The sequence below is a fragment of the Sulfurimicrobium lacus genome (assembly GCF_011764585.1).
In the GTDB taxonomy this organism is placed as follows: Bacteria; Pseudomonadota; Gammaproteobacteria; order Burkholderiales; family Sulfuricellaceae; genus Sulfurimicrobium; species Sulfurimicrobium lacus.
The window spans coordinates 2028513-2051077 of the sequence record NZ_AP022853.1 but is presented as its reverse complement, the minus strand read 5'-3'; the positions used below and the strand labels follow the sequence as shown (position 1 = coordinate 2051077).

Genomic DNA, 22565 nt, shown 5'->3' with positions numbered 1-22565 from the left:
AGGAAGAGGAATGTTACCTTTATCCGCCTAAAGCGGAGCATGAATTTCTACTGATTTTTCACCGACCGGTTCAGGTGGCGGCGTGGCATCGATCTCTTCATCACCTGAAGGCTCTTCCGACGGAATCTTCTTTTTCATTTTGCGCTCCTGCTGGACTTGTTCCGGTACCGGGCGAGCCGTATCGGTAAGCGGCCTCAGCGTCGGCAGGAGGAACTTCAGGATTTGCGCCGATAGTCCCGAGGTAAAGCGGTAATCGGCTGCGCTGGCACCTGGGACGAAGGCGGTGAGCGTGCCGAAAAAGCGGTCTCCGATGAAAAATACAAAGGTAGCCGAGCGGTTCACCACCCGCGATTCCTTGATTACCCCGGCCGAGGAAAACGTGACGTAGCGATGGTCGCCAGTGCCGGTCTTTCCGCCGATCTGAATCTGCGTGCCATCCTCTTTCACGATGGCATGCGCGAGCCTTGCTGCAGTCCCCCTTTCCACCACGCCGATCAGGACGCTGCGCACCGCGGATGCCAGCTCGGGGGAAAACATGCGCTGACCCTTGACGGCCGGTTTGCGGATGACGGTTTCGAAGGGTGTACCTGCGGCGAAGTGCATCCCTTCGATCATCACGGTCGGCACCTTGACGCCATTGTTCAGGATGATACCCATCAGATCCGCCAAGGCGGCTGGGCGATCCGCCGAGCTGCCGATGGCGGTGGCCAGCGAAGGCACCAGGGAGTCGAAGGGATAGCCCAAACGCTGCCAGCTGCGGTGGATTTCCAGGAAGGCCTCCACTTCGAGCAGGTCGCGAATCCTTGTGTCCTGCACGTTTTTCCGCCCGGTATTGATCAGCCAGCTATATACCGCGATGCGCTCTGCGCTGCTGGCCTGGATCACGTCCTTGTAATGGGCGCCGGGATGCGCCGTCAGGTATTGGACCAGCCAGAGCTCCAGCGGATGCACATGGGCGACATAACCCTGGTCCGCCAGGGAATATTTGCCCGGCGCATACGTGTCGTAGAGGGTTTGCGTGGCATGTGCGCCGGAATTTCTGAAACTCGGCAAGCGTGTTTCCATAAAAGCCGCGAATTGTGTCGGCGTGCTGTTCGGATTGATGTAACGGTAAGCCGCAGCGAGCCTGCGTGGGGTCGATCTCAGGCCGGCGTAGAAAAGATCGTTGATTTCCTGCGCTGTCTTGCCCTTGTACTTGAGATAGAAGCGTCCGATGAACTCCTTGCCTTCCTTGTCGGCGAATTTTTTGAGGTATTTTTCACGCTGCGGGTCGTTGATATCCTTGAGGATGTTTGCCGACGAGCCGGGAATCTGGAACATGTAATAGCGTTCGATATCCCGCATGAGCCTGATGAACACGAGGTTGACGGAGTTGCGAGTCGCATCGCGCAGGTTCATCACCTCGCCGTCTTCCTCATGCTTGAAATTCTTGAAATACTGCGCGCCGCCGCCAGTGAAGAACAGTTCGCCCGGGTCTGCCGAATATTGCCTATCCAGGGCCGCATCGAGCATGGCCGAGAGACTCTTGTCGCCGTCCTGGAGCAGGTAATCGATAGCCCAGCGGGTGATGCGGTCGTTGGGCGCGACGGCGACGTCGCGCAACGCTTCCGGTGTTGCGTCGGCATATTGCTGGTGCAGTTTTTCGATGATTTCCAGGTAGGTCACCAGGGTTCTCAATTTTGCCGTGGAACCCAGGTCCAGCTTGGTACCCTGATTGATGTCGAAGGGCTGGTCATAATTATCGGCCTGAATGCGCAGTTTGGCGCCTTCCGGGGTTAGTTCGTGCAGCGTGAAACTGTAAATGATCTTGCCGGGATCGGCGGCACCGAGCAGGCGATCGCCATACAGGCCGGCGGCGCGCGAATATGCCGGGTCCTTGAGCTTGCGCAGGATTTCCGTAACCTTCTGTTGCAGGTCCTTGTCGAGGGAGGTGTTCACCGACAGGTCCATACGGTCCAGTTCATACAAACGGCTCAAACCCAGCTCGGAAGCCAGGCGCACGCGCACGGCATTGGCCGCCTTGCGGTACGCATAAGCACCATTTTCTTCAATCAACGCGCCGCGCCTGAAATGAAGCTTGACCTTCAATGCGGCATCCCTGAGATCGGATGGAATGACTCCCTCCCTGGCCAGCACCCGCAGGTGACTGTCCGTGAGCGCCTCGAGAGCGACATGATCCCCGGAGAGATAATCCGAGGGACGCCGCTGGGAAATCATGAGGCTCAAGGCATGCTTGTAGGCGCTAGCGACTTCGGCCAGGTTGGACTTGTTTGCCGGCCAAGCACGCAAGGTACGATTGACCTGTTCGAAGTCCAGTCCATACCAGGCCCATAACGCATCCCCAATCCCGTTGACCTCGCCGAAACCGTTCACGGCCGCGAGCGGAACCGTGTTGAGGTAGCTCACCACGATGGCTCTACGCGCGGGCAGCGTTTTTTCCCCGTCCAGGTAAGCCCGCACCGAGGCGGAGGCCATCTGCTGCATCTTGTCCTCGACAGTCAAGGTCAGGCCATCGGGCGAGTGGCGGAATTTCTCGATCTGGGTGGCCAGCGTGCTGCCGCCCGGCACGTCATGACCGGGCATGACGGACTGAATCAGCTTGTCGATCACCGCCTGACCGAGCCGCATCCACTCCACGGCCGGATTCTTCTTGGGGTGATCTGGATCGAGCAGGTCGCGGTTCTCGATGAAAAGCAGGCTGTTCACGAGTAAGGGAGGGACAGTCTCGAAACGCTCATAAACTCGCGTCGGGAAGCGGGCCTGGTAAAGTGCCTGGCCTTTCTCGTCGAGAATTCTGAGCCCAGCCTGGGTCTTCTCCCGGTAAGGCGCAAACAGGCCTTTGTCGATGAGTTCCTGCATGCGCGGAGAAATTCGCGCCTGTGCCCCCACCTCGAACCCGTTCTCCTGCAACCGCTTGATCATGGAGGGAAGACGACTGTAGCCGAGTCGCACATCATAGGGGCCCGCCTGGGGAATCCGCAGTCCGGGATTGGGCCCCTTCTTCAGTTCATAGTGCAGCTTGCCAGCCAGGTGGCTGAGGTAGCGCGCCTGATAGCTGGACGTTTCCGCTTCCCGGTACGCCAGGATTCCAGTGACAACTAAAGCGAGGACCAGAACGACCGTGAGCGGCAACAAAAAATATTTGCGCAGGTGTTTCCGCAAGAACGCCAGAATGTCGGCAATAACGAAAGCGACAAGCAAAACGGCAGTTACGGGTGATAAAAGGTATTTGGGCAAATGTTTTCGTGAGAAAAAGTCGGAAATCCTGGATTGCAATTTAGTGCCCAAATAATGGTGGATGACGTTTAGTTTCTCACAAACGGAGTCTAGTTTATTGATGCATCGAATCTATTGGGCTCTTCACCTAGATAAATAGGTAGATTTGACTATCCAGCCCTCGTGCCATGCCACCGCCAATCGATTAGCGCGCTCCAAGCGAAAAATCAACCCGGCTGCGTTTGCCCTTGGCGGCTTCTTTTTCCTGCCCGGACCTGGCCGCCAGCTTGGTCACGATAAAGATGCGTTCCGGCTCCACCTTGCCCTCGTTGATCAGGTATTCCTTGGCCTCCAGGGCACGGTGATTGGCCAGGTCACGCAGATCATCTTCGTCCACCTGAAAATAAGCGAGCATCAATTTTTCCATGTCAGCTACCGGCAAATCCTTGGCAAATCCGACCAAGTTACGCGGCTTATCGGGAATTTTTTCCTGCTTGTAGGCCTTGGCCAGGTACTTTGCATATTCCGCCGGCTCGACCTTGACCTGATCGATCGCAGCAACGTCATTCGCTTTGCCCTGCAGGTCTTTGAATTTTTGCGCCTTAACTTTATGTTCGAGCATGGCATGCTTCAGTCCTTCGCGATCAAGCTCGGGATCCACCTGACCGGCTATCTCCAGCTTGAGGCCAGGGCGATCGCGCAGCGCTTTGGCAATCTTTTCAAGCTTGCTCTGTCCACCTGCGGGCATTTCGGCCTTGCCGTAATCAAACTCCAGATACGCCAGTTCCTCGCCTCCGCCAAACAGGCTGCCGATCAAGGCGAATGGAGCGGTCACTGCTTTCACGATCAGATTCACGATCACCTTGATGATAATGCCGCCGACGCTGAATTGAGGATCGTCCAACGAACCCGAGATCGGCAAGCTGATATCGATGTTGCCGTTGCGGTCCTTTAGCAGCGCCACCGCCAGCATCACCGGCAGTTTGGTCGCGCTCGGGCTCTCCACCTTGTCGCCGAAAGTCAGCTGATTGAGGAAGAGGTGATTCTCGGCAGTCAGCTTGCGGTTTTCGATCTTGTATTTCACGTCGAACGACAGCTTGCCCTTCTGGATGCCATAGCCCGCGTACTTGGAGGAATAGGGTGTCAGGGAAGAAAGCTCGAAATCGTTCAGATTGGCCAGCAGGTCAAACGCCAGATTGCCTGACAGGGGGTTGATCGTGCCCGTGATATCCAGCCGCCCCTGGTTATCCACCCTGCCCTTGAGCGCCACTTCGGCGAGGGTACTGGCGTCGGACGAGAGTCCCTTGACATCGCCCCCCACCCCGGTCAGGTGAGCCGAGTAATTTGGCTGGATAAAGTGGTCGAAAAAGTCCACCTGGCCGCCTTTCAGGGTGAGTTTCGAGATCGTGATGCGCGGCTTGTCTGCCGCTGCAACGGCCTGTTTGAGAGGCGCGCCGGCAGTACGCGCTGCCGAGCCTTTTGTTGGCGTCCCGGACTTTTGCTCTTTTACGATGTGTTGTAGATTCAGGCTGCCATCCGGATGGATGATCAACAGCGAATAGAAATCTGCCAGCGCGACCTCGGCTATATTGACTCGCAACGGCTGGGTAGCAACGTTGACGCGCTTGAAGTTCAAACGGTTCCACTTCAAAAAATCCTCTTCATCCAGCTTGTCGATAGCGGCGAGACGATCCAGGCTTGCATCGCCGACAAACGAAACTCTTGGCCCATCCTTGCCCTCGTTCGCCACCTTGAGCTCGCCCTTGGCAGACGCGGCACCATCGGTGACGGTGATATTGAGCTGGTCGGTAAAATACGGCTGGAACGGGCTCAGCTTGATACCCTTGATATCCACTGCCAGGCGCGTGGCCAGCGGGTTGATGCCCAGTTCGCCCGCAGCAGACAGCGCACCGGTTTTGTCGAGGTTCAGCGCCAGCATCAACTTGCACTGGCGATCTTTCTGGCTGGAGAGATTCTCCACGTCGAGTCTGATATTTTCCGCGTTCAGGTTGACCGGGGCATCCTTTGAAGCATCGGAAAACTTGACACCATACCCGGCCAGTGAGAGTTTCCGCACTTCGTACTGGAACGGGGTCTGTGCCGGGGACGCAGCCTTGCCCGACTCGCCGCCGAACAGTTCGACCAGGTCGATTGCACCGTTCTTGCCGCGCCTGAGCTGAATATTACCCCCCGGGCTCGACGCCTCGCCCAGCGTCACGCTGCGCTTGCCCAGGTCCAGAGCGACATCCTTGAGCGCAAACGCCGAAATATCGAGGAAAGGCTCTTTCTCGCCCGTACGCCGCATGTGCAAGGCAGTCACGTCCAGCGCCGGCTGCCGCAGTGCGGGCGCGCTACCCGCATAGTCCAGCTCGCCACCGGTCAGGCTGATTTCTCCGGCGCTTGCAGCGACTTCATGCCCCTCGTTGAGCGCCAGCTGCAGCTCCGGCTGCTGCAGCTTGAGGCTTTTGAGCTGCAGCCTTTTATGCAGCAAGTCCGCCTTCTGAATATCCACCGCCAAAAGGGAAAAACGAGCCAGCGGGCGCTCTTTGCCTTGCGTAATCACGGCATCGCGCAGCGCAGCCGTGCCGGACAAGGTGATGGCCGGCGGCTGCTCGGGCGGCTGCGCGAAAGTGATGCTGAGCTTTGCGTCGAGGTGCGCGGAGGGGACGTTAAATTTCTGCGTCAGCGGGACATATTCGAAATAGCGGGCCACGTCGAGTCCGGCGAGCTCCAGATCGACGACGCTCTCGCGACTCTTGCTGAAGGGCTTCAATTTTCCGCCCAGATGCAGCGCCGAACCATCGACCTTGGCGGAAAAATCCGGCTGTACGTAAATGTTGGCCTGGTAGACCAGGTTGGATACAAACGGGATGCTGAGCCGCATATCCGAAACCGTGTGCTGCGCCTTGTTAGGCCGATCATCGAACTCGATCTTACCGCCCTGGAGCAGGATATTGTTGAGCGAATACCTTACCGGCGGGTCTTCAGAAGGCTTGAGCAACTCGGCCAGGATGTCATCCACGTTGTAGGACGCGTTCTCGCGCCGCACGATCCTGAGGAAAGGCGAATTGATCTGGATTGCATCCAGCACCGGTGCGCCCTTGAGCAGGGACGCCGATTCCAGGTTGGCGTACAGCTCCTCTATGGCAAAAAAAGGCGTGCTGCTGCCCTTGTCGGACATGGAGAAACCCTTGACCCGCAACGACAGCTTGAGCGGGTTGATGCTCACCTCCCGAATCGCCACCGTGCGGTGAAATTTCTCGCTCAGGGCCTGGGTCGCAAAATACTTCACCAGCGGCGGCAGCGCGAGAAATCCGAAAGCCAGCAGAGCCAGCACACCGATGCCGAGGCGCAGCAGGATTTTTTGCCACCGGGAAAGCGCCATAGCTGACAACAGGTTCATACGCATCATTTTTACCTCCACGAGCGGCTTCGCAACTCATCCACCGCTCACACGACTGCCATTAACCCCGCAAGACCGGTATCTTCCCTATTTTTCCGCGCCACTCTGCCGGCCCGGTGTTGTGCACCGAAGTCCCGCCGGAATCCACCGCCACCGTTACCGGCATGTCCTGCACCACGAATTCGTAGATCGCCTCCATGCCCAGGTCCGCGAAGGCGATCACTCTGGCCGACTTGACTGCCTTGGCCACGAGGTAAGCCGCCCCCCCGACGGCCATGAGGTAGACCGCCTTGTGGCGGCGGATACTCTCTATCGCGGCCTCGCCGCGTTCCGCCTTGCCGATCATGCCGATCAGGCCGGTCTTTTCCAGCATCATGTCGGTGAACTTGTCCATGCGCGTCGCAGTCGTCGGCCCCGCAGGACCAACCACCTCGTCGCGCACCGGCTCGACCGGGCCGACGTAGTAAATGAAGCGGTTGGTAAAATCCACGCCGGGCGGCAGCCCCTCCCCCCTGGCAAACATATCCGCAATACGCTTGTGGGCGGCATCGCGCCCGGTCAGCAGCTTGCCGCTCAGCAGCAGCGTTTCTCCCGGTTTCCAGCTGTCCACTTCCTCCCGCGACACGCGGTCGAGATCGACGCGTCTTACGTCCGCCGCGGGCTGCCACTCCACCTTTGGCCACGCGTCCAGGGAGGGCGGGGGCAGCAGCGCCGGGCCGCTGCCGTCCAGGGTGAAATGGACGTGGCGCGTGGCCGCGCAATTGGGAATCATCGCCACCGGCAGACTGGCGGCATGCGTGGGGTAATCCCTGATTTTCACGTCCAGCACGGTGGTCAGGCCACCCAGACCCTGCGCACCGATGCCCAGCGCGTTCACCTTGTCGAACAATTCCAGGCGCAGTTCTTCCACCCGGCTGTTCGGACCGCGAGCCTGCAACTCGTGGATGTCCACCGGCTCCATCAGGGCTTCCTTGGCCAGCAGCATGGCCTTTTCCGCCGTGCCGCCGAGACCGATGCCCAGTATCCCCGGCGGGCACCAGCCGGCACCCATGTCAGGGACAGTTTTCAGCACCCAATCGACGATGCTGTCGGAAGGGTTGAGGATAGCGAATTTCGATTTATTTTCCGAGCCGCCGCCTTTGGCTGCGAGCGTGATATCGACTTTGTCGCCGGGAACGATTTCGTAATGGATTACCGCCGGGGTATTGTCGCGGGTGTTCCGGCGCGCGCCTGCAGGATCGGCCACCACCGAGGCGCGCAACACGTTGTCCGGGTTGAGGTAGGCGCGACGCACGCCCTCGTTCACCATGTCGCTCACGCTTATCGTTGCATCCCAGCGCACCGCCATGCCGACTTTGACGAACGCCACCACGATGCCGGTATCCTGGCAAATGGGCCGATGGCCTAATGCGCTCATGCGCGAATTGGTGAGTATCTGGGCAATGGCGTCCCTGGCTGCGGGGGACTGTTCCCGCTGGTAGGCTTCGCCCAATGCCTGGATGTAGTCGAGCGGATGATAATAGGAAATATATTGCAGCGCATCGGCGATGCTGGAGATGAAGTCTTCTTGATTGATAATCGTCATTTTGCTATTGCTGTTCCAGCATGTGCCGAACCACGGTATTGAAGGGCTCGATGAATTCCGCGGCAAACTGGTTATCACAGGCATTCACTTCTGCGATGGCCCGCAATATCGAGCGTTTGTCGCCACGGGCGCGATGCTTGAGCGTGACTGCCTCGAACGCGTCCACGATGGAGAGAATTTTTGCTCCTGCGCTGATTTTAGCGTTGCCGATCCCGTTCGGATAGCCCGCCCCATCGGGCATTTCGTGGTGCTGCGAGACCATTTCCGCAGCCTGCTGCCAGCCGTCCATGCGCTGCAGAATGCCCGCGCCGAACGCGCTGTGGCCCTGCAGAATGCGCCTCTCATCGTCGCTGATTTTGCCGACTTTCAACCACAGATATTCGGGCAGGAACATCATCCCGACATCGTGCATGTAAACGGCCGCTTCCAATTGCACGCGATCCACCGGGGCGCCGGCAGCATGGTTGGTTTCAAGAGCCAGATCTAGTATCCGCGCGGTACGCCCTTGAAAAAGAGGGGAACGCGCCTCGAACTGCAAGGCAAGAGAATGAAAAAACTGCAGATCGGAAGAAACAAGATCCTGGTTTTTCAATTGCATCTGTGGTTTTGCCGCAGGAGCTGGTGCCACAGGCGCCGGGTTGAAGCCCGTCACCGCCTTGATCACTTGCGCCGCGACACGGTCCAGATCGCCCTGCGATGACTGGCTCAACTGTTCCAACCCTTCCACCAGGGCAACCAGTTTCAAATGGCTCACGCCCCTGCCCGCAACCAGCGCCTCGGTCGCCAGTTCCAGGCGGTCAACCGCCAGCAGGATGACCTCCCCCATCAGCCGTGAATAGCGCAACTCTCCGGCACGCAGGCGCGTCAACAGGGATTCGATCGGGTGAGCGATCTGGATCGCGAATTCGACTTTGCACAGCGCAGCGTCACCCTTGATGTTGTGCAGGGAGCGAAACAGGTCGGCAATCACCACCCGATCGGCGGGCGCTTTGCCCAGGCGGGCCATGTCTTTCTCGATTTCGGGTGCCCGATCCAGCAGGGATTCCGCAAACTCGCCGAGCGCTTCGCGGTCCTGAACAGTCGGATTGGTCAGTAGCTGAATATTTGCCATGTTGTTATTCCTTATTGTTTTCCTGCCCTGCGCCGCACCGAATCGCCCCGCGTTCAACCAGTCACGGCGGCACATCCAGCGCCCTCAGCAAACCCTTGGCCTTGGCGCGAGTTTCAGCCAGCTCGCGCTCGGGGTCCGAATCTGCCACGATACCCGCGCCTGCCTTAAAGCTCAATTGTTCCCCCTGCTGCATGAAAGTGCGGATCAGGATATTCAGGTCCATGCTGCCATCGTGATTGATGTAGCCCATGCTGCCGGTGTAGGCCGCCCGGGGACTGGCTTCCAGTTCGGCGATGATCTGCATGGTCCGGACCTTGGGACAGCCGGTAATAGTGCCGCCCGGGAACAATGCGCGCAGCACCTGCCCCGGCGTGATGCCCGCGCGCAGGCGCCCGCGCACGCCGGATTCGATATGGTGGACGTAGGAATAGCTGCGCACCGCCATCAGTTCGTCCACCTGCACGCTGCCAGGCTGGCAAATGCGCCCCAGATCGTTGCGTTCCAGGTCGACCAGCATGATGTGCTCGGCGCGTTCCTTGGTGCTGGAAATGAGCGCCTCGCGCAGTTTGGCATCCTCTTGCGGAGAAGAGGCCCGGGGATGCGTTCCCGCAATGGGACGGGTTTCGATTTCACCGTCGTGAATGCATGCAAGGCGCTCCGGCGAGGAACTGATAATCCTGCTGTCTCCGAAATCGGCAAGCCCGGCAAACGGCGCTGGGTTGCGTTCGCGCAGCATGGCATACAGGTCGGCGCTGTCGCCCTTTGCAAGCCGCGCCTCCCAGCGCCGCGCCAGGTTGACCTGAAACACGTCCCCGTCCCTGATATAGCGCTTGATGCTCTCCACCCCTTGCAGGAACTGCGCCGGCTCTTCCTCGACCAGCCCGGAAACGGAGATCGGCCTGGGCTGAAACGAGTCGGCACGGGAAAGGTCATCATGCAGTTGCGGCAACAGATCCTCGCAACCGGCTTCTGCCATCAACCAGCACTGGTTTTTCTCCCGATCCACCAGAATCGCGGCGGGGATGCGCGTCAGCCAGGCCAGCGGAAACCCGTCGCTCGCATGCCTGACGCTGACCGACGGTTCCATCTCGTGCAGCAATTCATAGCCGCAAAACACGAACCAGCCGCCGCGAAATGGCAATTGCGCAGCAGAGATGTCGGTCTCTGCCTGCTGAGACGCATCGCCCCACAGCTTGTCCAGAGACGGAAGGAAGGCATGGGCGGAGCCGGATGCATAAAACGGGTAATGTTGCTGCGGGAAAGCGAAGAGAATATCCCAGCGGCCGGTGCCGCCGAGACTTTGCAACAGATAGGGATAGCGCTGCCGGTTCAGGACATGCAGCGCCAGCAGATCAGGCAGCGCGCCGGTTAATGCAATGGCCGGCACGCCTGGCCCTCCAGGAAAGTTTTAAACGCGGCGGAACACCAGCGAACCGTTGGTGCCGCCGAAGCCGAAGTTGTTCTTCAGCGCCACGTCGATCTTCATGTCCCGCGCCGTGTTGGCGCAATAATCCAGATCGCACTCCGGATCCTGCTCGAAGATGTTGATGGTGGGCGGCGACACCTGATTATGCACGGCAAGAACGGTCAGCACCGACTCCAGACCGCCGGCGCCACCCAGCAGGTGACCGGTCATGGATTTGGTGGAATTGACCACCAGCTTGTGGGCGGCATCACCGAAGGCCAGCTTGATGGCCTCGGTTTCGTTCTTGTCGCCCAGCGGCGTGGAAGTGCCGTGGGCATTGATATACTGAATCTCGTCCGGGTTGACGCCGGCATCGTGCAAGGCCTTGACCATGGAACGTCTCGGACCATCGGTGTCGGGCGCTGTCATGTGGTAAGCATCGCCACTCATGCCGAACCCCGCAAGTTCCGCGTAAATCTTGGCGCCGCGGGCCTTGGCGTGTTCATACTCTTCCAGCACCAGCACACCGGCACCCTCGCCCAGCACGAAACCATCACGCCCCTTGTCCCAAGGCCGACTGGCGGTCGCGGGATCGTCGTTGCGCGAGGAGAGCGCCTTGGCGGAGGCGAACCCGCCGACAGCAAGGGGAGATACGGTCGATTCCGCGCCGCCGCAAACCATCACATCCGCATCGCCGTAGGCAATGGTTCGTGCGCCGATGCCGATTGCGTGCAGCCCGGTGGTACAAGCCGTCACCACAGCGTAATTGGGGCCTTTCAGACCGAACATGATCGACAGGTTGCCGGAGATCATGTTGATGATGGTACCCGGAATGAAGAACGGTGAAATTTTGCGCGGTCCGCTTTCCAGGTAGGTGGTGTGCGTTTCCTCGATCATCGGCAGGCCGCCGATGCCAGAGCCGATATTGACCCCGATACGGTCGGCATTTTCCGGCGTCACTTCCAGGCCGGAATCCTTGAAGGCTTCCATGCCCGCCACCATGCCGTAATGGATGAAAATATCCATGCGGCGCGCTTCCTTGGCGGAAAGGAACTGGGTGACGTCGAAATTCTTCACTTCCCCAGCGACCTGGGAAGCGAAGGCGGATGCGTCGAAGCGGGTAATCCTGGTGATACCGGATTTGCCAGCGACGATGTTGCTCCAGGTCTCGCCGACGCCGATACCGACCGGGGATACTGCTCCCAAGCCGGTGATGACAACTCTGCGTTTAGCCAAGGTGACTCCGTTTCGGGTTAAAACTGGAAATTACTTGGGGTGGGCGTTGATGTAATCAACAGCCTGTTTCACGGTGGTGATCTTTTCGGCTTCTTCATCAGGGATTTCGCAGTCGAATTCTTCTTCCAGCGCCATCACCAGTTCCACGGTGTCGAGGGAGTCCGCACCGAGATCGTCCACGAAGGAGGACTCGATTTTGACTTCAGCTTCATTCACGCCCAGCTGCTCGGCCACAATTTTCTTAACACGCAGTTCGATATCGCTCATATTATTTCTATCCTCTCGTTTGACAGTACATGCGAAAAATTCGCCGCATTTTAACAGAGTTTCCCCGCCGCACCAATGGCGGGAAGAACCGCATTAATCCATATACATGCCACCATTGACGTGCATGGTGGCGCCTGTGATGTAACCCGCGCGCGGGGAAGCCAGGAAGGTGACGCTCGCGGCGATGTCATCTACGGTCCCGAGACGCGCCAGGGGAATGTGTGTCAGCAGGCCGTTGCGCTGATCATCCGACAGCGCGCGCGTCATGTCGGTATCGATAAAACCGGGCGCAACGCAGTTGACGGTGATGTTGCGGCTCCCCACTTCGCGTGCCAGCGATTTGGAAAAGCCGATAATGCCCGCCTTGGCGGCGGCGTAATTGGTTTGCCCGGCGTTGCCCATGGTGCCGACCACCGAAGCGATGCTGACGATACGGCCATAACGCGCCTTCATCATCGCACGCAGCACGGCCTGGCTCATGCGGAATACCGATTTGAGGTTGGTCTCCATGATCGCGTCCCACTCTTCCTCTTTCATGCGCATCAGGAGGTTGTCACGGGTAATGCCGGCATTGTTGACCAGGATGGCTATGTCGCCGAACTGTTTCTGAATGGCATCCAGCACGGCGCTCACTTGCGCCTTGTCGTTGACGTCCAGGGCAAAGCCCGCACCTTTGACGCCGGCCTCCTTCAGGTATGCCGAGATTTTTTCCGCGCCGCTTTCGCTGGTGGCGGTTCCGATCACGGTCGCACCATTCTTGCCCAGATCCAGCGCCACGGCCTGGCCAATCCCGCGGCTGGCGCCTGTGACCAGCGCAATTTGTCCTTGCAGCATCGTTTCTCCCTTAACTTTTAGATTGACTTGGCTTGTTCCAGCGCAGCCGCGTCGGTCAGCGCCAGGCCCTGCATTTCCGCCACGATGCGCTTGTTCAGCCCGGCCAGCACTTTGCCTGGACCGCATTCGGCGACATGCGTCACCCCGGCGGCGGCAAGGGCCTGTATCGTTTCGACCCAGCGTACCGGCTGGTAGAGCTGGCGCACGAGCGCATCCTTGATATCCGCCTCGCTGCTATAACTTTTCACATCCGCGTTGTGCAAAACCGCCACTTGCGGCGCGTTCAGCTTCACTGTTTGCAAATATTGCGCAAGCTTCTCTGCGGCCGGTTTCATCAGACTGCAGTGCGAAGGGACCGAAACCGGCAACGGAAGCGCACGTTTCGCGCCTCTGGACTTGGCCAGTTCCATGCCGCGCTCGACGGCGGCCTTGTTCCCTGCGATCACCACCTGACCGGGCGAGTTGAAGTTGACTGCCTCCAATACCTCACCCTGCGCCGCCTCGGCGCAAACGGCACGCACCGCATCATCGTCCAGGCCGAGAATCGCCGCCATGCCGCCCACGCCTTCGGCCACCGCCTCCTGCATCACCTCGGCGCGATAGCGCACCAGCGGCAGCGCGTCGGCAAAAGTCAGGGCGCCGGAGGCCACCAGCGCGCTGTATTCGCCCAGGCTGTGGCCGGCCATGAATGCCGGCTGATTACCGCCCACCCGCTGCCAGGCGCGGTACACCGCCACGCCCGCCGCGAGCATGGCCGGCTGGGTATTGACGGTCTGATTCAACGCTTCCAGCGGGCCGGACGCGACCAGTTGCCACAGGTCCTGCTTGAGTACCGTGCCTGCTTCTTCGAAAGTTTCGCGCACGACTGGCAAAGCATCGAAACCTTGCATCATCCCGAGCGATTGCGAACCCTGGCCGGGAAAAACGAATGCCAATTTCATGATTTATCCTCGCTATGATTACCAGCGCAGCAGCACCGAACCCCAGGTAAAGCCGCCGCCTACGCCTTCCATGAGAATCGTCTCGCCGCGCTTGATCTTGCCTTCACGGACCGCCGTATCCAGGGCCAGGGGAATCGAAGCCGCAGAAGTATTGCCATGCGCATTCACCGTCAGCACCACGCGCTCCATGGGCAGACCGAGCTTCTTGGCAGTAGCCTGAATAATACGGACATTGGCCTGATGGGGCACCAGCCAGTCGATGTCGGATTTTTGCATGCCGTTGGCGCTGAGTGTTTCTTCCACGATGGAATCCAGCACGCCGACGGCAAATTTGAATACTGCCGTACCGTCCATCACCATGTGCGGCGTTCCGGCACGGTTCACGCCGCAGCCGCCACCTTCCACAGCCAGCAAATCCTTGTAACCGCCATCGGCGTGGAGATGAGTGGAAATGATGCCTTCGGTTTCGCTGGCCTGCAAAATAACAGCACCGGCGCCATCGCCGAACAGCACGCAGGTGTTGCGATCGGTCCAGTCCACGATGCGTGACATGGTCTCCGCGCCGACCACCAGCGCGCATTTGCTCTGTCCGCCGCGAATGAATTGATCGGCTGTGGACAACGCATAAACGAAACCGCTGCACACCGCCTGAATGTCGAATGCCGGGCCGCCGCTCTTGATGCCCAGCTTGTCCTGCAACAGGCAGGCGGTACTGGGAAACATGCGGTCGGGCGTGGTCGTGCCAACGATGATCAGATCGATCTGCTGCGGGTCGATGCCGGCCGCCTCGATGGCACGACGGCTAGCGTGCAGTGCGAGGTCGCTAGTGGACTCGTCGTCCGCCGCGATATGCCGCTCTTCGATACCCGTGCGACTGACGATCCAGTCATGGGAGGTATCCACCATGCGCTCAAGATCGTGATTGGTCAGCACTTTCTGAGGTAAATAGCTGCCGGTGCCGGTGATCCGGGAGTACATTCAGGCTGCTCCTTGTTCTGGGTGCAACAACGAAATCTGTTCGGTAATACGGCGCAGCACACCGTTGCGCACTTCTTCCACTGCCGTTTCGATGGCGTGTTCATAAGCGAATATGTCCGCTCCACCGTGGCTTTTCACCACGATGCCGCGCAATCCGAGCAAACTGGCGCCGTTGTAGCGGCGCGGATCGACGCGCTTCTTGAAAGCATTCATGACCGGCGTCGCCATGAGCCCGGCGAGCTTGGTCAGCAAGTTGCGCTTGAATTCCTGCTTGAGCAATTCTCCGATCATCTTGGCAAGCCCCTCGGATGCCTTCAGCGCGACGTTGCCAACGAACCCATCGCAAACCACCACATCCGTGGTTCCTTTGTAAATATCATTGCCTTCCACGTTGCCATAGAAGTTCAAACCGCTTGCCCGCAGCAATTCGGCAGCACGTTTCACTACCTCGTTGCCCTTGATGTCCTCTTCGCCGATGTTGAGCAGGCCGACGCTCGGGCGCTCCTTATGGTCCACCGCCGCGACCAGCATGGCGCCCATGATGCCAAACTGCAGCAGATGTTCGGCGCTGCAATCCACGTTGGCGCCAAGATCCAGCACATGGGTATGGCCATTGAGGGTGGGTAGCACGGAGGCGATGGCCGGGCGTTCGATGCCGGGCAGCATCTTGAGGACAAAACGGGAAATCGCCATGAGCGCACCAGTATTACCGGCGGAAACGCAGGCATTGGCCTCGCCGCTCTTCACAAGATTGACGGCCACGCGCATCGAAGAATCTTTTTTACTGCGCAATGCCAGGGCCGGCTGATCGTCCATGGTCACGACCTCGCTCGCGGGGTGAATACGCAGACGCGAGCTCACCGCGGCGCGATGCGCGCGCAACTCGGCCTCGATAACTTCAACGAGCCCCACCAGAACGATATTAACGTCTGGATCCCGGCGCAGGATCTCCAGAGCGGCGGGCACGGTGACATGTGCGCCATGGTCACCGCCCATAGCGTCAATCGCGACAGTAATTTCCATTTGTTAGCGACCGGGAATCCGGCCGCAGAGGTGCGCTTCTGTTACTCGCCTTTGGCGCGCGTAACTTTGCGGCCACGGTAAAAGCCGCTCGGACTTACGTGGTGGCGCAAATGCGCTTCCCCGGTGGTCGGCTCAACAGCCAGGGCCGGGTTGGTCAGAAAGTCATGTGCGCGGTGCATGCCACGCTTGGAAGGGGATTTCTTGTTTTGCTGGACAGCCATTTCAAACTCCTTAAATTACAGTTTCCCTTTCAGGGCCGCCAGGGCACCGAAAGGATTCGTTCTTTCATCTTTCACCGGCTTTGCCTCATCCTGCTCCCGGCAAGCGCCGGGGGCGTGCAGAGGTGAAATCGGCAAATTCAATAAAACTTCTTCCTCGAACAAAGCCGACACGTCCATTGCCTTACTGGCAGGAATCGAATCTACAGCTTCATCTTCATCACCAATATCGTCGAACTGCGTCAGGCCTTTTACCACTTTCAGGGTGGAAATGACATGCAGCGGATACTCCAACGCTTCAAGACATCGCTGACATTGCAAAACCAGCTTACCATCGATACTGCACTCCAGCAGGCTCTCGCCTTTTGCGCCGGTTTTGCCCAACAGGGTATACTTCAGTACACCTTGATTCGAGAGCAGATGCTCCCGCAACCGATCAAGCTCCGCGATGGCGAACTCACCCTGCAACACCGCTCCGTGCCGCGCAAATTCTAGGTTATCGACCACAGCCTGTTCAGACATAAGCCGCACATGATATAATTTTTCGGCTTTTGTGTCAAAAAGCCTTTAAGAGTTTCGCCCACGAACGGCCGTTTTGCTGGATCGGGGTTTACGTTGGGCGGTTCATGCATCGCCAAAGCCTGCCCCAGCCAAAAATAATTGAGATTCGGGTTTTCACGTGATCAAAAAAATTCTTATTGCCAACCGCGGTGAGATTGCCGTCCGTATCGTGCGCGCCTGTTCCGAAATGCGCATCAAGTCGGTGGCCATCTACTCCGACGCCGACCGCCACGCGCTGCACGTCAAGAAGGCCGATGAAGCCTATAACATCGGTTCCGACCCGGTTATCGGCTATCTCAATGCGCACAACATTGTAAACTTGGCGGTCGCCGCCGGTTGCGACGCGCTGCATCCGGGCTACGGTTTCCTCTCGGAAAATCCGGTACTGGCGGAAATCTGCGCAAAGCGCGGCATCATCTTCATCGGCCCTTCCGCCAAGGTCATTCAGCAGATGGGCGACAAGATCGAGGCGCGCAAGGCCATGATCGAAGCCGGCATCCCGGTGATACCCGGCAGCGAACACAACCTGGAAAGCGTTGACGAAGCACGAGAACTGGCCAACAAGATCGGCTACCCGGTAATGCTGAAAGCCACCAACGGCGGCGGCGGACGCGGCATCCGGCGCTGCAACAGCGAGGCTGAACTGATCCCCAACTACGACCGGGTGGTTTCCGAAGCCAGCAAGGCCTTCGGCAAGCCGGAAGTGTTCCTCGAAAAATGCGTGGTCAACCCCAAACATATAGAAGTGCAGGTGATCGGCGACAGTTTCGGTCATGCCGTCCACCTGTTCGAACGCGACTGCTCGATCCAGCGCCGCAACCAGAAACTGATCGAGATCGCCCCCTCCCCTCAGCTCACCGAAGCGCAGCGCCGCTACATCGGCGACCTGGCGGTAGGCGCCGCGAAAGCAGTGGGCTACGAGAACGCCGGCACGGTGGAGTTTTTGCTCGACGGCGAAAACCAGTTCTATTTCATGGAAATGAACACCCGCCTGCAAGTCGAACACACCATCACGGAAAACATCACCGGCATCGACATCGTGCAGGAACAAATCCGCGTTGCCAGCGGCTTGCCGCTGCAGTACAAGCAGGAAGACATTCATTATCGCGGTTTCGCCATGGAATTCCGCATCAACGCCGAAGACCCGAAGAATGGCTTCCTGCCTAGCTTCGGCCGGATTACCCGCTACTACGCGCCAGGCGGCCCCGGCGTACGCACCGACGCTGCCATGTATAGCGGCTATGTGATTCCGCCCTACTACGATTCCATGTGCGCCAAGCTCACGGTATGGAATCTGACCTGGGAAGGCGTGGTGGAACGCGGTCGCCGCGCGCTCGACGACATGGTGGTATATGGCGTCAAAACGACGATTCCCTACTACCAGGAAATCCTGCGCCACCCGGATTTCCGCCGCGGGCAATTCGACACCAGCTTTGTGGAAACGCATCCGGAACTGACCAATTATGTCGTGCGCCCCCCCAAGGACATGCTGGCGGCCGCCATTTCGGCGGCAATCGCGGCACACCTGGGTCTGTAAAATAGTCCTGTAACATCAATTTTAGGAACGAGAGCATGGCTAAAGTTTTCATCAGCGAACTGGTTTTACGCGACGGCCACCAGTCCTTGATCGCAACCCGCATGCGCACCGAGGACATGCTGCCCATTTGCGCGAAACTCGACAATATCGGTTTCTGGTCACTGGAAGCCTGGGGCGGGGCCACTTTCGATGCCTGCGTACGATTCCTGCGCGAAGATCCATGGGATCGCCTTAAAAAGCTGCGCAAGGCGCTGCCCAACTCGCGCATCCAGATGCTGCTGCGCGGCCAGAACCTGCTCGGCTATCGCCACTATTCCGACGACGTGGTGCGCGCCTTCGTGCAGAAGTCCGCCGACAACGGCGTCGACGTGTTCCGCGTGTTCGATGCGCTGAACGATCTGCGCAACATGAAAGTTTCCATCGAGGCGGTAAAGAAGGCCGGCAAGGTCGCCGAAGGTGCCATCAGCTACACCACCAGCCCGGTGCATGACATCCCCTATTTCGTCGCCATGGCCAGGGAATTCGAAGCCATGGGATGCGACACCCTGGCCATCAAGGACATGGCCGGTTTGTTGACCCCCAACAGCACCGCCGAACTGGTCAAGGCGCTGAAATCCGCCACCAGCATACCGATCCACCTGCACAGCCATGCCACCTCCGGACTTTCCGCGATGTGCTTCCTCAAGGGCGTGGAAAACGGCGCGACCATACTCGACACCTGCAACTCTTCCTTCGGCGAAGGCGCCAGCCATTCATCGACGGAGAGCATCGTCGCCGCCCTGGCCGGCACAGAATACGATACCGGCCTCGACTTGGCGGCACTGCAGGAAATCACCGCTTACTTCCGCGAAGTGCGCAAAAAATACTGGCAGTACGAAAGCGCATTCACCGGCGTGGATACACGCGTGCTGGTCAACCAGGTCCCGGGCGGGATGATCTCCAACCTCTCCAACCAGTTGAAGGAACAAGGCGCGCTCAACCGCATGGATGAGGTGCTGCTGGAAATCCCGCGCGTACGCGAAGACCTCGGCTTTCCTCCCCTGGTCACACCGACCTCGCAAATCGTCGGCACCCAGGCCGTACTCAACGTGCTCACCGGCGAACGCTACCAGTCGGTCACCACCGAGGTAAAAAACTACTTCATGGGCCGCTACGGCAAGGCTCCCGGCTCAGTCAATTCAGAAGTACGCAGCCTCGCCATCGGCAATCAGGAAATCATCACCTGCCGCCCGGCCGACATGCTGGAAGACGAGATGGACAAGCTGCGCGGCGAAATCGAAAGTCTTGCGAAAAGCGAGGAAGATGTCCTGACCTACGCCATGTTTCCGGAACTGGGCCGCAACTTTCTGCAGGAACGCGCCGCCGATGCGCTCAAGCCGGAGCAGTTGTTGCCGATGGGCACCAATACAGCCTGCGGCCCGTTTTACGCCGCCAACGAGTTCAATGTCACGCTGCATGGCGAGACCTACCACATTCACGTCACCGGCTCCGGACGGCCCGGCGAAGACGCCCGGCCGTTCTACGTTTCCGTCGATGGTGTGCCGGAAGAAGTGCTGGTGGAAACCCTGGCCGAAATCGAAGTCTACGGTGGACCCGGTGGCGTCGCCACGGGCAGCGGCAAGGTCAAGAGTAGCGACAAGAAATCTGCCGCCGGCAAACGGCCAAGGCCCTCGCATCAGGGCCACGTCACAACCGCCATGCCCGGCACCATCGTCGACGTGCTGGCCAAGACCGGGCAGAAGGTCAAAGCCGGCGATGCCGTCCTGGTGATTGAAGCAATGAAGATGGAAAACGAAGTGCAGGCCTCCATCAGCGGGACGGTTATTGGCGTGTTTGTGGCCAAAGGCGATGCCGTCACGCCCGATGAGGCCCTGATCGAAATTCAGCCCGAATAATAAATTAAAGGTCGGTGGGTTACGGCTTACGCCTACCCCACCCTACGCACTATGCAACTAATACTAGCGTCAACATCCCCATACCGGCGTGAACTGCTTGAGCGGCTGAAAATACCGTTTACCGTGTTTGCACCGGAAGTGGACGAAACGCCGCTGCCCGACGAATCGCCCGAACAAACCGCGACACGCCTGGCCGAAGCCAAGGCGCGCATCGGTGCGGCACGGTTTCCGGAAGCCCTGATCATCGGCTCCGATCAAGTGGCAACGCTTGATGGCATGCAACTCGGCAAGCCCCATACCCACGAAAATGCAACCAGGCAACTGCGCATGATGCGAGGCAAAAGTGTCGTATTCAATACCGCTTTGTGCCTTTACAACAGTCAAAGCTGCTGCGTGCAAAACCGTCTGATTCCGTTCACGGTAAGCTTCCGCGACCTTAGCGATGCGCAGATCGAGCATTACCTGCTCAAGGAACAGCCTTACAACTGTGCCGGCAGCGCCAAATCGGAGGGCCTCGGCATCGCGCTCATCGCCAGGATGGAAGGCGACGATCCGAATGCCCTGATCGGCCTGCCCCTGATCGCCCTGATCGACATGCTGCAAAACGAGGGCTTCGCGGTCATCTAACCCATGGGAACCGGTTCGCTCTACCTCATCCCCGTCCCACTCGGCGAAGGCGGCGATCTCAACGCCGTCATACCTGAACAGGCAAAACGCTTGGCTGCCTCACTGCATACCTTTGTAGTGGAACACCCCAAAACAGCACGCCAATTCCTCAAGCAAACCGGCACGGCCATCCCGTTGCAGGAAATCCGCATGCTCACGTTGAACGAGCACACCCATCATGAGGAACTCGAGGCCCTGCTGCAGCCATTGCTGGCCGGAGAAGATGTCGGCCTGCTGTCGGAAGCTGGCTGCCCGGCGGTAGCCGATCCGGGCGCCAACCTGGTGCGCCTCGCACACAGCCGCAATATCCGCGTGGTTCCCCTGGTGGGACCTTCTTCCATACTCCTCTCCCTGATGGCATCGGGACTCAACGGCCAGAGCTTTGCGTTTCTCGGCTATCTGCCGGCAGAAAAAACGGAGCGAGTGAAAAAGATCGCCGAAATCGAGTTGACGTCGCAACGCCTGAACCAGACACAGATTTTTATCGAGACACCCTACCGCAATAACCAGTTGCTTCAGGATCTGGTGGAAACCTGCGGTGCGGAAACGGAACTATGCGTGGCTTCGGACCTGACGCTGGCGTCCGAATATGTGATGACGAAACGCATCGGCGAATGGAAGAAAAACCAGCCGGACTGCAACAAGCGGCCTACGGTATTCCTGCTTTACCACCGACCTTCCAAAGCTAAGATCGCCGCGCCTCGGCAAAAGAGATAATAGAGTCAAGACGAATTTCAGCCACTGCCTCGTCATCCAGCTTCTTGAATTTCAGCCATTCCGCCCCGTTTCGGGTTGCCACGTCCAGTGGCAGAACGGTATGGCGAAATTTCTCCGCACCTTCGCGGTACTCAAGCAACAGAGGGATTTTGCGCAGCACGCTGAATTCCAGACGTTCATGCTGCGCACAGGAGATGGGCTGATACTCAACCACAGAAGGATGAGACTAGAGGAAGATCACCGCCGGGAATACCGCAGCAGCCAGTACCAGCACCAGCCATTCTATGTTGTGCCGTGCCAGCCAGCCGGTAAAATGCGCGACCAGAATTGCGATAGCAACAATATAGAACGCGATGAAAGCCATGCTTGGTACCCTTATTAATAATTTTGCTTAGCATAGACTAATTGAGGACTATACGGCTATAGGGGAAACCCCTATAGCCATTAATGAAGCTGCTGGCTCTGGTCTGCCGGCAAGCCGCTGACGATCTCGTCCATGGTGGCGTCACGAATATGTTCCACGACCACCACAAAGGTAACGGTCTGCCCAGCCAGGGGGTGATTGGCGTCAACGGTGAGTTTGCCGTCGGCAATCCGGCTTACACGGAACTGCATGCTCTCGCCACGCTCGTTCTGAAACTCGACTTCAGCACCAAGACGGCGGTACTCTGGCGGAACATTGTCGATGTCGTCGGTAAAACTCAGTTCAGGATCACGTTCTCCGAACCCTTCCTGCGGATTGAGCGAAACTTCGACCCGGTCACCGACTTTGTGGCCTTCCAGCGCAGCTTCTATTTTCTCGAACAGCGGGCTGTTTCCTCCATGAATATAGCCTATCGGCATGTCGTATTGTTCGTACACCGAGCCTGACTCGTCGGTAATCGAATAGGTGAGGTATACAGCCTTGTTTCTGGCTACTTTCTGTTCACTCATGGCGTGCGCTTCATTCCGAAAAAGGTGAGATTGTAGCCT

At 58.6% G+C, this 22565-nt stretch carries 20 protein-coding genes; 4 read left to right on the top strand and 16 right to left on the bottom strand.

Translation table 11 applies throughout. The features are described 5' to 3' along the window. Positions 1 to 27: 27 nt before the first annotated feature. The 13 genes from SKTS_RS10140 to SKTS_RS10080 all read right to left on the bottom strand — a co-directional run bounded on the left by SKTS_RS10140 (position 28) and on the right by SKTS_RS10080 (position 16739). Positions 28 to 3237, bottom strand: a complete 3210-nt coding sequence (locus SKTS_RS10140; protein ID WP_244617303.1) for a transglycosylase domain-containing protein — start codon at positions 3235 to 3237, stop codon at positions 28 to 30. Positions 3238 to 3421: 184 nt separating this feature from the next. After that, positions 3422 to 6628, bottom strand: a complete 3207-nt coding sequence (locus SKTS_RS10135; RefSeq protein ID WP_173064145.1) for a DUF748 domain-containing protein — start codon at positions 6626 to 6628, stop codon at positions 3422 to 3424. Between the two features lie 52 nt (positions 6629 to 6680). Then, entirely contained in the window at positions 6681 to 8204 is a 1524-nt protein-coding gene (locus tag SKTS_RS10130) for a fumarate hydratase (RefSeq protein WP_173064142.1), read from the bottom strand. Between the two features lie 4 nt (positions 8205 to 8208). Further along, positions 8209 to 9315, bottom strand: a complete 1107-nt coding sequence (locus SKTS_RS10125) for an HD-GYP domain-containing protein (protein WP_173064139.1) — start codon at positions 9313 to 9315, stop codon at positions 8209 to 8211. A gap of 61 nt (positions 9316 to 9376) precedes the next feature. Next, entirely contained in the window at positions 9377 to 10702 is a 1326-nt protein-coding gene (locus tag SKTS_RS10120) for an aminodeoxychorismate synthase component I (protein ID WP_173064136.1), read from the bottom strand. A 21-nt stretch (positions 10703 to 10723) separates the two neighbouring features. Next, positions 10724 to 11956, bottom strand: coding sequence for a beta-ketoacyl-ACP synthase II (gene fabF, locus SKTS_RS10115; protein WP_173064133.1), 1233 nt, complete (start codon positions 11954 to 11956; stop codon positions 10724 to 10726). A gap of 30 nt (positions 11957 to 11986) precedes the next feature. Further along, positions 11987 to 12223, bottom strand: a complete 237-nt coding sequence (gene acpP / locus SKTS_RS10110) for an acyl carrier protein (RefSeq protein WP_173064130.1) — start codon at positions 12221 to 12223, stop codon at positions 11987 to 11989. Positions 12224 to 12316: 93 nt separating this feature from the next. Next, a complete protein-coding gene (fabG, locus tag SKTS_RS10105) occupies positions 12317 to 13057 on the bottom strand; it encodes a 3-oxoacyl-ACP reductase FabG (RefSeq protein WP_173064127.1) in 741 nt (246 codons plus the stop codon). Positions 13058 to 13074: 17 nt separating this feature from the next. Next, complete coding sequence (fabD, locus tag SKTS_RS10100; protein ID WP_425315630.1) at positions 13075 to 13998, bottom strand: ACP S-malonyltransferase; 924 nt, start codon at positions 13996 to 13998, stop codon at positions 13075 to 13077. Positions 13999 to 14016: 18 nt separating this feature from the next. Next, the gene (locus SKTS_RS10095; protein ID WP_173064124.1) at positions 14017 to 14976 is read right to left on the bottom strand and encodes a beta-ketoacyl-ACP synthase III; all 960 of its coding nucleotides are present in this window, start codon (positions 14974 to 14976) and stop codon (positions 14017 to 14019) included. Continuing rightward, entirely contained in the window at positions 14977 to 15999 is a 1023-nt protein-coding gene (gene plsX, locus SKTS_RS10090) for a phosphate acyltransferase PlsX (protein ID WP_173064121.1), read from the bottom strand. 41 nt (positions 16000 to 16040) lie between these two features. Further along, positions 16041 to 16220 (bottom strand): 50S ribosomal protein L32, encoded by a 180-nt coding sequence (rpmF, locus tag SKTS_RS10085; RefSeq protein WP_173064118.1) that lies wholly within the window; start codon positions 16218 to 16220, stop codon positions 16041 to 16043. Between the two features lie 15 nt (positions 16221 to 16235). Further along, positions 16236 to 16739 carry a YceD family protein gene (locus SKTS_RS10080; protein ID WP_173064115.1) on the bottom strand — a complete coding sequence of 168 codons (504 nt, stop codon included), beginning with the start codon at positions 16737 to 16739 and terminating at the stop codon, positions 16236 to 16238. Positions 16740 to 16896: 157 nt separating this feature from the next. Between SKTS_RS10080 and SKTS_RS10075 the strand changes: the two genes are divergently transcribed. The 4 genes from SKTS_RS10075 to SKTS_RS10060 are packed head-to-tail and all read left to right on the top strand — an operon-like array spanning position 16897 to position 21593. After that, on the top strand, positions 16897 to 18315 hold the full coding sequence (locus SKTS_RS10075; protein WP_173064112.1) for an acetyl-CoA carboxylase biotin carboxylase subunit: 1419 nt from the start codon (positions 16897 to 16899) through the stop codon (positions 18313 to 18315). 35 nt (positions 18316 to 18350) lie between these two features. Further along, positions 18351 to 20210, top strand: coding sequence for a sodium-extruding oxaloacetate decarboxylase subunit alpha (gene oadA, locus SKTS_RS10070; RefSeq protein WP_173064109.1), 1860 nt, complete (start codon positions 18351 to 18353; stop codon positions 20208 to 20210). 51 nt (positions 20211 to 20261) lie between these two features. Next, positions 20262 to 20837, top strand: a complete 576-nt coding sequence (locus SKTS_RS10065; RefSeq protein WP_173064105.1) for a Maf family protein — start codon at positions 20262 to 20264, stop codon at positions 20835 to 20837. A gap of 3 nt (positions 20838 to 20840) precedes the next feature. Further along, positions 20841 to 21593: an SAM-dependent methyltransferase gene (locus SKTS_RS10060; protein ID WP_173064102.1), complete on the top strand. Its 753-nt coding sequence runs from the start codon at positions 20841 to 20843 to the stop codon at positions 21591 to 21593. On the opposite strand, the gene SKTS_RS18760 is transcribed toward SKTS_RS10060, so the two are convergent. The 3 genes from SKTS_RS18760 to SKTS_RS10045 all read right to left on the bottom strand — a co-directional run bounded on the left by SKTS_RS18760 (position 21562) and on the right by SKTS_RS10045 (position 22526). After that, entirely contained in the window at positions 21562 to 21753 is a 192-nt protein-coding gene (locus SKTS_RS18760) for a hypothetical protein (RefSeq protein WP_188200227.1), read from the bottom strand. The genes SKTS_RS10060 and SKTS_RS18760 overlap by 32 nt on opposite strands. Before the next feature lie 66 nt (positions 21754 to 21819). Continuing rightward, complete coding sequence (locus tag SKTS_RS10050; RefSeq protein WP_173064099.1) at positions 21820 to 21957, bottom strand: hypothetical protein; 138 nt, start codon at positions 21955 to 21957, stop codon at positions 21820 to 21822. A gap of 80 nt (positions 21958 to 22037) precedes the next feature. Then, positions 22038 to 22526 carry an FKBP-type peptidyl-prolyl cis-trans isomerase gene (locus tag SKTS_RS10045; RefSeq protein WP_173064096.1) on the bottom strand — a complete coding sequence of 163 codons (489 nt, stop codon included), beginning with the start codon at positions 22524 to 22526 and terminating at the stop codon, positions 22038 to 22040. Between the last annotated feature and the right edge of the window lie 39 nt (positions 22527 to 22565).

Excerpts from the sequence above, each read along its gene's own strand:
- oadA (WP_173064109.1), top strand. The coding sequence starts at position 18,351 with ATGGCTAAAGTTTTCATCAGCGAACTGGTTTTACGCGACGGCCACCAG.
- SKTS_RS10045 (WP_173064096.1), bottom strand. The coding sequence starts at position 22,526 with ATGAGTGAACAGAAAGTAGCCAGAAACAAGGCTGTATACCTCACCTAT.
- plsX (WP_173064121.1), bottom strand. The coding sequence starts at position 15,999 with ATGGAAATTACTGTCGCGATTGACGCTATGGGCGGTGACCATGGCGCA.
- SKTS_RS10095 (WP_173064124.1), bottom strand. The coding sequence starts at position 14,976 with ATGTACTCCCGGATCACCGGCACCGGCAGCTATTTACCTCAGAAAGTG.
- rpmF (WP_173064118.1), bottom strand. The coding sequence starts at position 16,220 with ATGGCTGTCCAGCAAAACAAGAAATCCCCTTCCAAGCGTGGCATGCAC.
- SKTS_RS10060 (WP_173064102.1), top strand. The coding sequence starts at position 20,841 with ATGGGAACCGGTTCGCTCTACCTCATCCCCGTCCCACTCGGCGAAGGC.
- SKTS_RS10135 (WP_173064145.1), bottom strand. The coding sequence starts at position 6,628 with ATGATGCGTATGAACCTGTTGTCAGCTATGGCGCTTTCCCGGTGGCAA.
- SKTS_RS10050 (WP_173064099.1), bottom strand. The coding sequence starts at position 21,957 with ATGGCTTTCATCGCGTTCTATATTGTTGCTATCGCAATTCTGGTCGCG.
- fabD (WP_425315630.1), bottom strand. The coding sequence starts at position 13,998 with ATGAAATTGGCATTCGTTTTTCCCGGCCAGGGTTCGCAATCGCTCGGG.
- SKTS_RS10130 (WP_173064142.1), bottom strand. The coding sequence starts at position 8,204 with ATGACGATTATCAATCAAGAAGACTTCATCTCCAGCATCGCCGATGCG.
- fabG (WP_173064127.1), bottom strand. The coding sequence starts at position 13,057 with ATGCTGCAAGGACAAATTGCGCTGGTCACAGGCGCCAGCCGCGGGATT.
- acpP (WP_173064130.1), bottom strand. The coding sequence starts at position 12,223 with ATGAGCGATATCGAACTGCGTGTTAAGAAAATTGTGGCCGAGCAGCTG.
- SKTS_RS10125 (WP_173064139.1), bottom strand. The coding sequence starts at position 9,315 with ATGGCAAATATTCAGCTACTGACCAATCCGACTGTTCAGGACCGCGAA.
- SKTS_RS10065 (WP_173064105.1), top strand. The coding sequence starts at position 20,262 with ATGCAACTAATACTAGCGTCAACATCCCCATACCGGCGTGAACTGCTT.
- SKTS_RS10080 (WP_173064115.1), bottom strand. The coding sequence starts at position 16,739 with ATGTCTGAACAGGCTGTGGTCGATAACCTAGAATTTGCGCGGCACGGA.